Source organism: Burkholderia sp. AU33803 (genome assembly GCF_002223095.1).
GTDB lineage: Bacteria > Pseudomonadota > Gammaproteobacteria > Burkholderiales > Burkholderiaceae > Burkholderia.
Window position 1 is genome coordinate 1,763,183 of the sequence record NZ_NKFJ01000004.1, and the last position, 14,301, is coordinate 1,777,483.

Below are 14,301 nucleotides of genomic sequence, written 5' to 3' on the forward strand. Positions count from 1 at the left end.
GCGCCCGCCGCTTCTTTCGCTCCAACCGGCCGCGATGGCCGCTTCGCCCGTGAACCCTCGACTCGACTCGCTCCAGCCCTATCCCTTCGAAAAGCTGCGCGCCCTGTTCAAGGACGTGACGCCCTCCGGCGCCCTCAAACCGATCAGCTTCGGCATCGGCGAGCCCAAACACGCGACCCCGGCGCTGATCCGCGACGCCGTGGTGGCCGCGCTCGACGGTCTCGCGTCGTACCCGGCCACCGCCGGCTCGGACGCGCTGCGCACGTCGATCGCACACTGGCTCGAGCGCCGCTACGGGCTGCCGGCCATCGATCCGGCCACGCAGGTGCTGCCCGTGTCGGGCTCGCGCGAGGCGCTGTTCTCGCTCGCGCAGACGGTGATCGACGCCCGCCCGTCCGAACAGGGCGAGAAAGCGATCGTACTCTGTCCGAATCCGTTCTATCAAATTTACGAAGGCGCGGCGCTGCTGGCCGGTGCCGAACCCTATTTCGCGAACAGCGACCCGGCCCGCAACTTCGCGTGCGACTACGCGTCCGTGCCCGACGCAGTCTGGGCGCGCACGCAGCTGCTGTACGTCTGCTCGCCGGGCAACCCGACGGGCGCGGTGCTGACGCTCGACGACTGGCGCGAGCTGTTCGCACTGTCCGACCGCCACGGCTTCGTGATCGCGTCCGACGAGTGCTATTCGGAAATCTATTTCGACGAAGCGGCGCCGCCGCTCGGCGGCCTCGAGGCCGCGCACCGCCTCGGCCGCGGCTTCGAGCGGCTCGTGATGCTGTCGAGCCTGTCGAAGCGCTCGAACGTGCCGGGCATGCGCTCGGGCTTCGTCGCCGGCGACGCAGCGCTGCTGAAGAAATTCCTGCTGTACCGCACGTACCACGGCGCGGCGCTGTCGCCGGTCTGGCAGCACGCGAGCATCGCCGCGTGGAACGACGAGGCGCACGTGCGCGAGAACCGCGCGCTGTACCTGCAGAAGTTCAATACAGTCACGCCGATGCTGGCCGACGCGATCGACGTGAAGCTGCCCGACGCGGCGTTCTACCTGTGGGCCAACGTGTCGCGCACCGGGCTGTCGGACACCGAGTTCGCCCGCCGCCTGTACGCCGACTATAATGTGACGGTTCTGCCCGGCTCGTACCTGGCGCGCGATGCGCACGGCACGAATCCGGGCCGCGATTTCATCCGGATCGCGCTCGTCGCGGGCACCCCCGAATGCGTCGAGGGCGCGCAACGCATCGTCGATTTCTGCCGCTCTCTCGCGCGGTAATCAATCGTCCATCCGATCAATTCCATCCATCTCCTGCGAAAACGAACATGTCGCAACAACTTCAGCAAATCATCGATACCGCCTGGGACAACCGCGCCGAGCTGTCGCCGAAGGCCGCACCGGCCGACGTCCGCGAAGCCGTCGCGCACGCGATCGAGCAGCTCGACAAAGGCGCGCTGCGCGTGGCCGAGAAGATCGACGGCAACTGGACCGTGCATCAGTGGCTGAAGAAGGCCGTGCTGCTGTCGTTCCGCCTGGAGGACAACGCGCCGATGCCCGCCGGCGGCTACTCGCAGTTCTACGACAAGGTGCCGTCGAAGTTCGCAAACTACACCGCTGAAGATTTCGCCGCGGGCGGCTTCCGCGTCGTCCCGCCGGCGATCGCGCGCCGCGGCTCGTTCATCGCGAAGAACGTCGTGCTGATGCCGTCGTACACCAACATCGGCGCGTACGTCGACGAAGGCACGATGGTCGACACGTGGGCCACGGTCGGTTCGTGCGCGCAGATCGGCAAGAACGTGCACCTGTCGGGCGGCGTCGGCATCGGCGGCGTGCTCGAGCCGCTGCAGGCGAACCCGGTCATCATCGAGGACAACTGCTTCATCGGCGCGCGCTCGGAAGTCGTCGAAGGCGTGATCGTCGAGGAAAACTCGGTGATCTCGATGGGCGTGTACCTCGGCCAAAGCACGAAGATCTACGACCGCGAGACGGGCGAGGTCAGCTACGGCCGCATCCCGGCCGGCTCGGTCGTCGTCGCCGGCAACCTGCCGTCGAAGGACGGCTCGCACAGCCTGTACTGCGCGGTGATCGTCAAGAAGGTCGATGCGAAGACCCGCGCGAAGGTCGGCCTGAACGAGCTGCTGCGAGGCGACTGATGGCAAAGCCGCACACCGTGGTCGTCTACGGCATTCCGAACTGCGACACCGTGAAGAAGGCCCGCGTGTGGCTCGACGATCACGGCGTCGAATTCGAGTTCCACGACTTCAAGAAGCTCGGTGTCAGCGCACCGCTCGTCGAGGACTGGCTGAAGGACGTGTCGCTCGACGCGCTCGTCAACAAGCGCGGCACGACGTGGCGCGGCCTGGACGACGCGATGAAGGCGGCCGCCGAAACGAAGGCCGGCGCGGTCGCGCTGATGATCCACAAGCCGTCGGTCATCAAGCGCCCCGTGCTGGTGGTCAACGGCCGCGTGAAATCGCTCGGCTTCGTGGCCGATCAATACGCGGCGCTGTTTGCCGCATAGGGCTGCCCGCGCTGCGCCTGTCGGCGCAGCCCGACGTCTTGTCGCTGCCGGCCACCGCGCCGGCATTTTTTATCGAAAGTGGTCCGAACCATGTCCGCCACCCTAGCCCTTACCGAACAGCTGATCGCCCGCGCATCCGTGACGCCCGACGACCAGCATTGCCAGCAGATCATGACCGAGCGCCTCGCCGCGCTCGGCTTCGAATGCGAAACCATCGCGTCGCACGGCGTGACCAACCTGTGGGCCGTCAAGCGCGGCACCGACGGCCGCGACGGCAAGCTGCTCGCGTTCGCGGGCCACACCGACGTCGTGCCGACCGGCCCGCTCGAGCAATGGAGCTCGCCGCCGTTCATCCCCGCCCATCGTGACGGCAAGCTGTACGGCCGCGGCGCGGCCGACATGAAGACGTCGCTCGCGGCGTTCGTCGTCGCGTCCGAGGAATTCGTCGCAGCGCATCCCGGCCACCGCGGCGCGATCGCGTTCCTGATCACGAGCGACGAGGAAGGCCCCGCTACCGACGGCACCGTGAAGGTCGTCGAGCTGCTCGAAGCGCGCGGCGAACGCATGGACTACTGCATCGTCGGCGAGCCGACGTCGACCACCGAGCTCGGCGACGTCGTGAAGAACGGCCGCCGCGGCTCGATGTCGGGCGAACTCGTCGTCAAGGGCGTGCAGGGCCACATCGCGTATCCGCACCTCGCGAAGAACCCGATCCACCTGCTCGCGCCGGCGCTCGCCGAGCTCGCCGCCGAGCAGTGGGACGAAGGCAACGAATACTTCCCGCCGACCACCTGGCAGGTGTCGAACCTGCATGCCGGCACCGGCGCGACCAACGTGATTCCCGGCCACGCCGACCTGCTGTTCAACTTCCGCTTCTCGACCGCCAGCACGGTCGAAGGCCTGCAGGCACGCGTGCACGCGATCCTCGACAAGCATGGCCTCGAATACACGCTGAAGTGGTCGGTGAGCGGCCTGCCGTTCCTCACCCCGCGCGGCGAGCTGTCGGGCGCGCTGGAAAACGCGATCCGCACCGAGACCGGCATCACGACCGAGCTGTCCACCACGGGCGGCACGTCGGACGGCCGTTTCATCGCGCGCATCTGCCCGCAGGTGATCGAGTTCGGCCCGCCGAACGGCAGCATCCACAAGATCGACGAGCACATCGAAGTGCGCTTCGTCGACCCGCTGAAGAACGTGTACCGCCGCGTGCTCGAACAACTGATCGCCTGATGGAGCCTCGCATGACGACACCTTTTGCCACTGTTCGCGACCTGCTGCGCTACGCGGTCACGCGCTTCTCGAAAGCGAAGCTCGCATTCGGCCACGGCTCCGACAATGCGTACGACGAAGCGGCCTACCTCGTGCTGCGCACGCTCGACCTGCCGCTCGACACGCTCGAGCCGTTCCTCGACGCGCGACTGCTGCCCGACGAAATCGCGGCCGTGCTCGCGGTGATCGAACGGCGCGCGACCGACCGCGTGCCGGCCGCGTACCTCACGCATGAAGCGTGGATGCACGGCCACCGCTTCTACGTCGACGAACGCGTGATCGTGCCGCGCTCGTTCATCGGCGAACTGCTCGACGACGGGCTGCAGCCGTACGTCGCCGATCCCGAACAGGTCGGCGCGGTGCTCGAGCTGTGCACGGGCTCCGGCTGCCTCGCGATCCTCGCGGCGAGCGCGTTCCCGAACGCCGAGATCGACGCGGTCGACCTGTCCGACAAGGCGCTCGAAGTCGCCGAGATCAACGTGCGTGACTACGGCCTCGAAGACCGCGTCACGCTGCACCACGGCGACCTCTACGCACCGCTGCCCGCGTTCCGCACCGACCCGGGCGCGCGCTACGACGTGATCCTGACGAACCCGCCGTACGTGAACGCGTCGTCGATGGCAGCGCTGCCGCCCGAGTACCGGCACGAGCCGGAGATGGCGCTCGCCGGTGGCGATGACGGGATGGACATCGTGCGACGTATCGTCGCCGAGGCCCATCGCTGGCTGCACGACGACGGCGTGCTCGTCGTCGAGATCGGCAACGAGCGCGAGCACGTCGAAGCCGCGTTCGGCGGCCTCGAGCTCACGTGGCTGCCCACCAGCGCCGGCGACGACGCCGTGTTCCTGATCCAGGCGTCGGACCTGCCCCGCAAGGCCTGAGCCTTCCCGGCTCGCCCACCGTGCGGTGCACCGTTGCGCCGCACGGTTGGGTAAGATGCGCGTAGGCGGCCGCCCGGCCGCGCGACCTCAGGAGTCCGACACGCGCCCATGACCCTCGACTGGCTACATCTCGGCACCCTGATCCTGACCATCCACGTGCTCGGGATCGTCGCGGCGTTCCACGCGATCATGAATACGCGCACGTCGCAAGGCGCGATCGCGTGGGCCGTCTCGCTCGCGGCCATGCCCTACCTGACGCTCATTCCGTACCTGTTCCTCGGCCGCAGCAAATTCTCCGGCTACGTGGACGCCCGGCGCCACGAGCTGGAAATGTTGCGCATGCACACACCGCGCTCGCCCTGGCTCAGCACCGACGCGACCGACGGGCCGGCCGCCGACGCAATCGGCCAGGCCGCGGTGCTCGCGCTCACGCGGCTCGGCGGCATGCCGTTCCTCGGCGGCAATTCGGTGCGCACGCTCGTGAACGGCGACGCGACGTTCTCGGCGATCCTGGCAGCCATCGACGCGGCGCGCGACTACGTGGTGGTGCAGTTCTTCATCGTGCGCGACGATGCGCTCGGCCGGATGCTGCGCGACTCGCTGCTCGCGCGCGCGGCGGCCGGCGTGCGCTGCTGCCTGCTGTACGACAGCATCGGCAGCTTCGACCTGCCGCACAGCTACGTCGACACGTTGCGCCGGGGCGGCGTCGAGGTTCACCCGTTCGCAACCAACCGGAAGTTCGTCAACCGCTTCCAGCTCAACTTCCGCAACCACCGCAAGATCGTCGTCGTCGACGGCAATTGCGCGTTCGTCGGCGGCCACAACGTCGGCGTCGAGTATCTCGGCGCGAAGCCGCGCCTGTCACCCTGGCGCGACACGCACATCGAGATTCGCGGCCCGGTGGTCGCGAGCATCCAGTACGTGTTCGCCGAAGACTGGCACTGGGCAACGCAGAAGCTGCCGCCGCTCGCGTTGCCCCCGCCCGCGCAGCCCGGCGACAACATGCATTGCCTCGCGGTACCGATGGGGCCGGCCGACAAGCAGGAGACGGGCTCGCTGTTCTTCGTCGAGGCGATCAATGCCGCGCGCGAGCGGGTCTGGATCACCACGCCGTACCTCGTCCCCGACGAAGCCGTGATCGCCGCGCTGAAGCTCGCCGTGATGCGCGGCGTCGACGTGCGCATCCTGATCCCGAGCCGGCGCGATCATTACGTGGTGTTCGAGGCGTCGAAGCTGTACGCGCGCGACCTGGTCGATGCGGGCGTCAAGGTGTTCCGCTACCGGCCCGGCTTCCTGCACCAGAAGGTCGTGCTGATCGACCGCATCGCGGCAGCGATCGGCAGCGCGAACCTCGACAACCGCTCGTTCCGCCTCAATTTCGAGATCATGGTGCTGACCGTCGATCGCACATTCGCCGACGAAGTCGAGACGATGCTCGATGCCGATTTCGCGCAGGCGTACGAGGTCGATGCGAGCGAATACCGCCAATCGCCCGCCTGGCGGCGCATCGCGATGCACGTCGCGCGGCTGTTCGCCCCGATCCTCTAGCGGCCGGGGCGGCGGCGGCGCCCGTGCGATCCGCGCCGGCGCCGCGAACGCCGCCGGCAGCCGTCACAGCAGCTTGTCGATATCCGCGGCGATTTCGTCCGGCTTGGTCGACGGCGCGTAGCGCTTGACGATGCGCCCTTCGCGATCGACCAGGAACTTCGTGAAATTCCACTTGATCGCCTTGAGACCGAGAATGCCGGGCGCCTCGTCGGTCAGGTAGCGGTACAGCGGATGCGCATGGTCGCCCTTCACGTCGATCTTCGCGAACATCGGGAACGTGACGCCGTAATTGCGCTCGCAGAACGCACCGATCTGCGTGGCGTCGCCGGGCTCCTGCTTGCCGAACTGGTTGCACGGGAAGCCGAGCACATAGAAGCCGCGCGCCGCGTACTGGTCGTACAGCTTCTGCAGGCCCGCGTACTGCGGCGTGAAACCGCACTCGCTCGCGGTGTTGACGATCAGCAGCACCTGGCCGCGATACGCGTCGAGCGAGACCGGCGCGCCGGCAAGCGTCTCTGCGCTGAACGAATACAGGGTGGACATCGGGCACTCCTTTTACGAAACCGGATCGACGTGGAGTCTAGGCGAAATTGCCCCGTTGCGGCATCCGCCGAACGGCCAATGCCCGGCGCGACCGGCGCGCGGTCTAGAATAGCGGTTTTGGCCAGTCATTTCCGCCGTGATCCGTTTCAATCAGTTCAGCCTTGCGCGCGGCACCAAGCCGCTGTTCGAGTCGACCTCCTTCGTGCTCAATCCCGGCGAGAAAGCCGGCCTGATCGGCGCGAACGGCGCCGGCAAGTCGACCCTGTTCGCGGTCCTGCGCGGCGAGCTGCACTCGGACGGCGGCGATTTCTCGATGCCGCCGTCGTGGCGGATCGCCCATGTGTCGCAGGAAACGCCCGCGGTCGATCGCTCGGCGCTCGACTACACGCTCGACGGCGACGCCGCGCTGCGCGAGATCGAGGCGCGCATCGCCGCCGCGTCCGCCGCGCATGACGGCGCCGCCGAAGCCGACGCGCACGCGGCGTTTGCCGACGCCGACGGCTATACCGCGCCCGCCCGCGCCGAGGCGCTGCTGCTCGGCCTCGGCTTCACGCTCGCGCAGACGCGCGAATCCGTCGCCAGCTTCTCCGGCGGCTGGCGCATGCGCCTGAACCTCGCGCAGGCGCTGATGTGCCGTTCCGACCTGCTGCTGCTCGACGAACCGACGAACCACCTCGACCTCGACGCGATCGTCTGGCTCGAAGACTGGCTGCACCGCTACGCCGGCACGCTCGTCGTGATTTCGCACGACCGCGAATTCCTCGATTCGATCTGCAATGTCACGCTGCATCTGGAAAACCGCCAGGTGAAGCGCTACGGCGGCAACTACTCGCAGTTCGAAGTGCTGCGCGCGCAGCAACTGGCGCTGCAGCAAAGCGCGTACGAAAAGCAGCAGAAGACGATCGAGCACCTGCAGAGCTTCGTCGACCGCTTCAAGGCCAAGGCGACCAAGGCCAAGCAGGCGCAGAGCCGGATGAAGGCGCTCGAGAAGATGGAGCTGATCGCGCCCGCGCACATCGCGTCGCCGTTCACGTTCGAATTCCGCACGCCCGATGCCGCGCCGAACCCGATGATGGTGATGGAAGACGTCCGCTGCGGCTACCACGCCGACGGCGGAGCGGAAATCCCGATCGTCGAGCGCGTCGCGCTGTCGATCCAGAACGGCCAGCGCATCGGCCTGCTCGGCGCGAACGGCCAGGGCAAGTCGACGCTGATCAAGACGCTGGCCGGCACGCTCGCGCCGCTGTCGGGGCATGTCCGCGACGGCAAGGGGCTAACGATCGGTTATTTCGCGCAGCACCAGCTCGAAACGCTGCGCGAGGACGATTCGCCGCTCGCGCATCTGGCGCGGCTCGCGCCCGACACGCGCGAGCAGGAGCTGCGCGACTTCCTCGGCGGCTTCAACTTCTCGGGCGACATGGCGACCACCCCGGTCGGGCCGTTCTCGGGCGGCGAAAAGGCACGCCTCGCGCTCGCGCTGATCATCTGGCAGAAGCCGAACCTGCTGCTGCTCGACGAACCGACCAACCACCTCGACCTCGAAACGCGCCATGCGCTGACGATGGCGCTCGCGCAGTTCGAAGGCACGCTGATCCTCGTCTCGCACGACCGCCACCTGCTGCGCGCGACGACCGACCAGTTCATGCTGGTGGCGAAGCACCGGCTGCAGCCGTTCGATGGCGACCTCGACGACTACCGCGACTGGCTGCTGCAGCACGCGGCCGAGCAGCGCGCGGCCGCGAAGGCCGACAGCGCGGCCTCTTCGGGTGCAGGTGCAGGTGCCGCGGCCAACCGCAAGGACCAGAAGCGTCAGGCCGCCGAGGAGCGGCAGCGCCTGTCAGTGCTGAAGAAGCCGCTGCAGACGCGCATCACGAAGCTCGAAAAGGAAATGGAGACACTGCAGGCGGAGAAGGCGCGCCTCGACGCATTCGTCGCCGATCCGGCGAGCTACGAAGCCGAGCGCAAGGCGGAACTGACCGATGCGATTCGCAAGCTCGGGGACGTCAACACGCGTCTGGAAACGGTGGAGGCCGACTGGCTCGCCGCACAGGAAGAACTCGAGCAGATCGGCTGACCGCCGTCGCGGCGCGGCCGGCCGATACGCCGGCCAGCCCGGCGTGCCGGCTGGCGCCGCACCGCGCCCCGCCCCCCCTCGGCATCGCAGCACCTCCACAGGCCATCCGGCCCTCGGCGGGCCCAGATATGACAAGGCCGGGCGCGCCGGCCCGGCCTGTTCATTCATTACCGCAATCACCCGATTCGCCGAGTTGCCGGCTCAGCGTCGCGGCAACGTGTCGCGCGGCATCTGCTCGTCGTCGCCCATCAGGTGCCGGCGCCCTTCGGTCGGCCGCCGGATCGCCGCGGCGACTTCCGCTTCCGTCACGTCCTCGGACACGACCTTGCGCGCCAGGCGCCCCTCGTCGTCGATCCATTCGACGATCCGGCATCCGCCGCCCCAGGGCTGGCGAATCGGCTCCGACACGCGGCAGCCACGCAGGTTGTAAAGGCGTCCGCTCGGCGCTTCCCCATACGATTTCAACATAGGATCCCTTCGCATTGCGCGGTTCGACAATCCGGCAAAGGATAGGGAAAAGCGATGTCCGTCGGGTTACATAACCCTACATCTTCTTTACAGCGAATTACGTGACAGATCGTCCGCACGCATGGCCCGGGCGGCTGCCGGGCCGGTCACTCGAGATCGCGCACGCGATCGATCGCCTGTTCGAGCCGATCGACGGCCATCACGTTCAACCCTTCGATCGGCTGCTTCGGCGCATTCGCCTTCGGGATCAGCGCGGACGTGAAACCGAGCTTCGCCGCCTCGCGCAGTCGCTCCTGCCCACGCGGGGACGGCCGGATCTCGCCCGCCAGCCCGACTTCGCCGAACACGATCAGCCCCTTCGGCAGCGCCTTGTTGCGCATCGACGAATGGATCGCCAGCAGCACCGCGAGGTCGGCGGCCGGCTCGGTGATCTTCACGCCGCCCACGGCATTGAGGAACACGTCCTGGTCGAAGGCCGCGATGCCCGCGTGCCGGTGCAGCACCGCGAGCAGCATCGCGAGCCGGTTCTGCTCGAGGCCGACCGCGAGCCGGCGCGGGTTCGGCACGTGCGCCGTATCGACGAGCGCCTGGATTTCGACGAGCAGCGGGCGCGTGCCTTCCTGCGTGACGAGCACGCACGAGCCGGGCACGACTTGCTCGTGCTGCGACAGGAACAGCGCGGACGGATTCGCGACGCCGCGCAGCCCGCGCTCGGTCATCGCGAACACGCCGAGCTCGTTGACCGCGCCGAAGCGGTTCTTGAACGCGCGCACGAGCCGGAACGACGAATGCGTGTCGCCTTCGAAGTACAGCACCGTGTCGACGATGTGCTCGAGCACGCGCGGGCCGGCCAGGTTGCCTTCCTTGGTCACGTGCCCGACCATGATGATCGCGGTGCCCGACTGCTTCGCGATACGCGTGAGCTGCGCCGCGCACTCGCGCACCTGCGCGACCGAGCCCGGCGCCGACGTGAGCGCTTCCGAATAGACGGTCTGGATCGAGTCGATCACGGCCACGTCCGGCCGTTCCGTGTCGATCGCGGCCTGGATCTTCTCGAGCTGGATCTCGGCGAGCAGCTTCAGCTCATCCGCCGGCGCACCGCCGTCGAGCAGCGCAAGCCGTTGCGCGCGCAACGCGATCTGCGCGGCCGATTCCTCGCCGCTGATATAGAGCGCGCGCCGCTCGCTCGCGATGTCCGCGAGCGACTGCAACAGCAGCGTCGACTTGCCGATGCCCGGATCGCCGCCGATTAGCACGACGCCGCCCGGAACCAGCCCGCCGCCGAGCACGCGATCGAATTCGCCGATGCCGGTCGAGAAGCGCGGCACGTCGGCCGCTTCGATGTCGACGAGACGCTGGACGGGCGCCCGCTTCGCAAGCGACTGGAATCGGTGGGCCGACGGCGATTCGGCAGCCGACTCAACCAGCGTGTTCCAGGCCTGGCACGACGGGCATTGCCCCTGCCACTTCGGGGTCTGTCCGCCGCACTCGCTGCAGACGTATACGGTTTTCTGTTTGGCCACGCGCAACGCCCTTATTCCGCTCGCACGGGCACGCGGCCGGCAACCGCGCACATCAGCTCGTAGCCGATCGTGCCGCAATGGCGGGCGACGTCGTCGATCGGCAGCGCGTTGCCCCACAGCTCGACGCGCGCGCCGACGCCGGCCTGCGGGCACGGGGTCAGGTCGACGGTGATCATGTCCATCGATACGCGACCGACGATCCGCGTGCGGATGCCGTCGACGATCACGGGCGTGCCTTCGGGCGCGACCCGCGGATAGCCGTCCGCGTAACCGCACGCGACCACGCCGATCCGCATCGGCGCCTGCGCGGAGAACGTCGAGCCGTAGCCGATGGCCTGGCCCTTCCCGATCGTCTGCACCGCGATCAGCTCGGACGCGAGCGTCATCGCGGGCTTCAGCCCGGTATCGGCGATGTCGGACGACAGCCCGGACGGCGACGCGCCGTACAGCACGATCCCCGGGCGCACCCAGTCGAAGTGGGTATCCGGGTGCCACAACACGGCCGCGGAGTTCGCGAGGCTGCGCGCGCCGGCAATGCTTTGCGCACCGCGCTCGAACGTCGCGAGCTGCTCGGCGACGCCGCGCTCGTTGTCCGCATCCGAAAAATGGGTCATCAACGTGATCTGGCCGATGCCGGGGCACGCGCGGGCGCGCTCCCATGCGGCGCGGTATTTTTCCGGCACGTAGCCGAGCCGGTTCATCCCGCTGTTCATCTTGAGCTGCACGTTGACGGGCTTCGACAGCCGCGCCGTTTCCAGCATCCGCATCTGCTCGTCGTTGTGGACGGTCGTCGTCAGGCTGTAGCGGTCGATCACGTCGATGTCGGTCGACCGGAAGAACCCTTCGAGCAGCAGGATCGGGCCGGCCCAGCCGAGCTCGCGCAGCTTGACGGCCTCGTCGAGGTCGAGCAGGCCGAAGCCGTCGGTGCCGCGCAGGCCGGGAAACACACGCGCGAGACCGTGACCGTACGCGTTGGCCTTGACGACCGCCCAGACCTTGGACGGGCCGGCAAAGCGGCGGACGACGGAGAGATTGTTCGCGAGAGCGGCGGTATGGATGGTGGCGGAGATCGGGCGCGGCATGGGAAATTTACGTAAAGACGCTTGCGAATCATCAGCTTACCGCGCCTTTTGAGCACTGAAGCCGACAATTTGCGGAACGATCGGGGAATCTTGCTAGTCCGAGTTGGCGTATTTTCATGTTATAAAGCCGTGCGCACAACCCATTTCGAACGGAATAAGCCGATCGCATACCAGGCGGCCTACGCGGCCCTGCCGCAGCGACGAAAGCATCGCATCAGATGAAAAAAGGTTTTTACACCATCATGGCCGCGCAGTTTTTCTCGTCGCTGGCCGACAATGCGCTCCTCATCGCCGCCATCGCCCTGCTGAAAGACCTCCACGCCCCCAACTGGATGACACCGCTGTTGAAGCTGTTCTTCGTGTTGTCCTATGTGGTGCTGGCGGCCTATGTCGGCGCCTTCGCGGATTCGCGCCCGAAGGGCCGCGTGATGTTCATCACCAACTCGATCAAGGTCGTCGGCTGCATGATCATGCTGTTCGGCGCCCATCCGTTGATTGCGTACGGGATCGTCGGGTTCGGCGCGGCGGCCTACTCGCCCGCGAAATACGGCATCCTCACCGAGCTGCTGCCGGCCGACCGGCTGGTCGCCGCGAACGGCTGGATCGAAGGCACGACCGTCAGCTCGATCATCCTCGGCACCGTGCTGGGCGGGGCGCTGATCAGCCCGCACATCGCATCGCACGTGATCGCGCACACGCCGGCCTGGATCGGCACGCCCGCCGAATCGGCGATGGCGATCATCATGGCGATCTACGTGATCGCCGCGCTGTTCAACCTGCGCATCCCCGATACGGGCGCCCGCTACCCGAAGCAGGAACGCGGCCCGGTCAAGCTCCTCACGGATTTCGCCGACTGCTTCATGGTGCTGTGGCGCGACAAGCTCGGCCAGATCTCGCTGGCGGTCACGACGCTGTTCTGGGGCGCGGGCGCGACGCTGCAGTTCATCGTGCTGAAGTGGGCTGAAGTGTCGCTCGGCATGTCGCTGTCGGAAGGCGCGATCCTGCAGGCCGTGGTCGCCGTGGGCGTCGCGGCCGGCGCAATCGCCGCCGCCGCCCGAATCCCGTTGAAGAAGTCGCTGACCGTGCTGCCCGTCGGCATCATCATGGGCATCGCGGTGATGCTGATGGCGTTCTACACGCGCGACCTGTTCCCGTCGCACTGGGCCGTGCACTTCGGCCACCTGCGCATGCCCGTGTACCTGATCATCGCGTACATCTTCCTGATGTGCGTCGGCGCGTTGTCCGGCTACTTCGTCGTTCCGATGAACGCGCTGCTGCAGCATCGCGGCCACGTGCTGCTGTCGGCCGGCCACTCGATCGCGGTGCAGAACTTCAACGAGAACCTGTCGGTGCTCGTGATGCTGTGCCTGTATGCGGTACTCGTGTGGCTCGACGTGCCGGTCGGCGTCGTGATCGTGCTGTTCGGCACGTTCGTCTGCCTGACGATGTGGCTCGTGATGCGCCGTCACCAGGCGAACCAGCGCCAGTTCGACTCGGTCGCGCTGATCGGCGAATCGCGGCACTGACGCTACACTTCCCGTTTCCGTCTGCCGGCGCCGGTCCTCGAACCGGCGCGTTGCCCTCATGACGCACCCGATACCCAACATCCTGACGATCGCCGGCTCCGATTCGGGCGGCGGCGCCGGCATCCAGGCCGACCTGAAGACCTTCTCCGCGCTCGGCGCGTACGGCGCGAGCGTGATCACCGCGCTGACCGCGCAGAACACGCGCGGCGTGACGGGCGTGCATGCGCCGGACGCGGCGTTCGTGACCGCGCAACTCGACGCGGTGTTCGGCGACATCCGCATCGATGCGGTCAAGATCGGGATGCTCGCGAACGCGGCGATCGTGCACGCGGTCGCCGACGCGCTGCGGCGCTACACGCCGCGCTTCGTCGTGCTCGACACGGTGATGATCTCGAAGAGCGCGCACGCGCTGCTCGCACCCGATGCCGTCGACGCGTTGCGCGATGCGCTGCTGCCGCTCGCGACGGTCGTGACGCCGAATCTGCCCGAAGCAGCCGCGCTGCTGAACGATGCGCCCGCAACCACGGAAGACGACATGGTCCGGCAAGGTCAGGCACTGTTACAGACGGGGGCGCGCGCCGTGCTGATGAAAGGCGGCCACCTGCCCGACGCGTCCGCGAGCCCCGACTGGCTCGTCGAAGCGACCCGCACCGTGCGGCTCGACGGCGCACGCATGCCTGTCAGCAACACGCACGGCACCGGCTGCACGCTGTCGTCGGCGATCGCCGCGCTGCTGCCGCAGCAGCCCGACCTCGAAAGCGCGGTGCGCGAAGCCAAGACCTACCTGACCAGCGCGATCGCCGCGAGCGGCCACCTCGACGTCGGCCACGGCGTCGGCCCCGTCCATCACTTCCATCGCTGGTGGTGAGCGCCTGCT

The 14,301-nt window shown here is 67.6% G+C and carries 13 protein-coding genes; 9 read left to right on the top strand and 4 right to left on the bottom strand.

The window, feature by feature from the left end; translation table 11 throughout:
• Positions 1–34: 34 nt before the first annotated feature.
• From dapC to cls, 6 genes are all read left to right on the top strand, one after another.
• Positions 35–1,267, top strand: coding sequence for a succinyldiaminopimelate transaminase (gene dapC / locus CFB41_RS10675; RefSeq protein WP_089456430.1), 1,233 nt, complete (start codon positions 35–37; stop codon positions 1,265–1,267).
• Between the two features lie 47 nt (positions 1,268–1,314).
• Positions 1,315–2,142 (top strand): 2,3,4,5-tetrahydropyridine-2,6-dicarboxylate N-succinyltransferase, encoded by an 828-nt coding sequence (gene dapD / locus CFB41_RS10680; RefSeq protein WP_014896723.1) that lies wholly within the window; start codon positions 1,315–1,317, stop codon positions 2,140–2,142.
• On the top strand, positions 2,142–2,510 hold the full coding sequence (locus tag CFB41_RS10685; RefSeq protein ID WP_069248286.1) for an ArsC family reductase: 369 nt from the start codon (positions 2,142–2,144) through the stop codon (positions 2,508–2,510). Before dapD ends, CFB41_RS10685 begins: the two co-directional genes overlap by 1 nt.
• A gap of 90 nt (positions 2,511–2,600) precedes the next feature.
• Complete coding sequence (gene dapE, locus CFB41_RS10690; protein ID WP_047850710.1) at positions 2,601–3,740, top strand: succinyl-diaminopimelate desuccinylase; 1,140 nt, start codon at positions 2,601–2,603, stop codon at positions 3,738–3,740.
• 11 nt (positions 3,741–3,751) lie between these two features.
• Entirely contained in the window at positions 3,752–4,660 is a 909-nt protein-coding gene (prmB, locus tag CFB41_RS10695; protein WP_089440447.1) for a 50S ribosomal protein L3 N(5)-glutamine methyltransferase, read from the top strand.
• Between the two features lie 108 nt (positions 4,661–4,768).
• Entirely contained in the window at positions 4,769–6,208 is a 1,440-nt protein-coding gene (cls, locus tag CFB41_RS10700) for a cardiolipin synthase (protein WP_089440448.1), read from the top strand.
• 63 nt (positions 6,209–6,271) lie between these two features.
• Here cls and CFB41_RS10705 read toward each other — a convergent pair whose 3' ends face one another.
• The gene (locus CFB41_RS10705; RefSeq protein ID WP_089456431.1) at positions 6,272–6,751 is read right to left on the bottom strand and encodes a glutathione peroxidase; all 480 of its coding nucleotides are present in this window, start codon (positions 6,749–6,751) and stop codon (positions 6,272–6,274) included.
• A 136-nt stretch (positions 6,752–6,887) separates the two neighbouring features.
• On the opposite strand from CFB41_RS10705, the gene CFB41_RS10710 reads away from it, so the two are divergent.
• Positions 6,888–8,825, top strand: coding sequence for an ATP-binding cassette domain-containing protein (locus tag CFB41_RS10710; RefSeq protein WP_089456432.1), 1,938 nt, complete (start codon positions 6,888–6,890; stop codon positions 8,823–8,825).
• Positions 8,826–9,026: 201 nt separating this feature from the next.
• On the opposite strand, the gene CFB41_RS10715 is transcribed toward CFB41_RS10710, so the two are convergent.
• The 3 genes from CFB41_RS10715 to alr form a co-directional block, all read right to left on the bottom strand.
• The gene (locus tag CFB41_RS10715) at positions 9,027–9,293 is read right to left on the bottom strand and encodes a DUF2866 domain-containing protein (RefSeq protein WP_039342663.1); all 267 of its coding nucleotides are present in this window, start codon (positions 9,291–9,293) and stop codon (positions 9,027–9,029) included.
• A gap of 146 nt (positions 9,294–9,439) precedes the next feature.
• Positions 9,440–10,816, bottom strand: coding sequence for a DNA repair protein RadA (gene radA, locus CFB41_RS10720; RefSeq protein ID WP_089456623.1), 1,377 nt, complete (start codon positions 10,814–10,816; stop codon positions 9,440–9,442).
• A gap of 11 nt (positions 10,817–10,827) precedes the next feature.
• Positions 10,828–11,898: an alanine racemase gene (gene alr, locus CFB41_RS10725; protein ID WP_089440451.1), complete on the bottom strand. Its 1,071-nt coding sequence runs from the start codon at positions 11,896–11,898 to the stop codon at positions 10,828–10,830.
• A 218-nt stretch (positions 11,899–12,116) separates the two neighbouring features.
• Between alr and lplT the strand changes: the two genes are divergently transcribed.
• A complete protein-coding gene (lplT, locus tag CFB41_RS10730) occupies positions 12,117–13,424 on the top strand; it encodes a lysophospholipid transporter LplT (RefSeq protein WP_089456433.1) in 1,308 nt (435 codons plus the stop codon).
• Positions 13,425–13,482: 58 nt separating this feature from the next.
• Positions 13,483–14,292 (top strand): bifunctional hydroxymethylpyrimidine kinase/phosphomethylpyrimidine kinase, encoded by an 810-nt coding sequence (gene thiD / locus CFB41_RS10735; protein WP_089456434.1) that lies wholly within the window; start codon positions 13,483–13,485, stop codon positions 14,290–14,292.
• Positions 14,293–14,301: the final 9 nt, after the last annotated feature.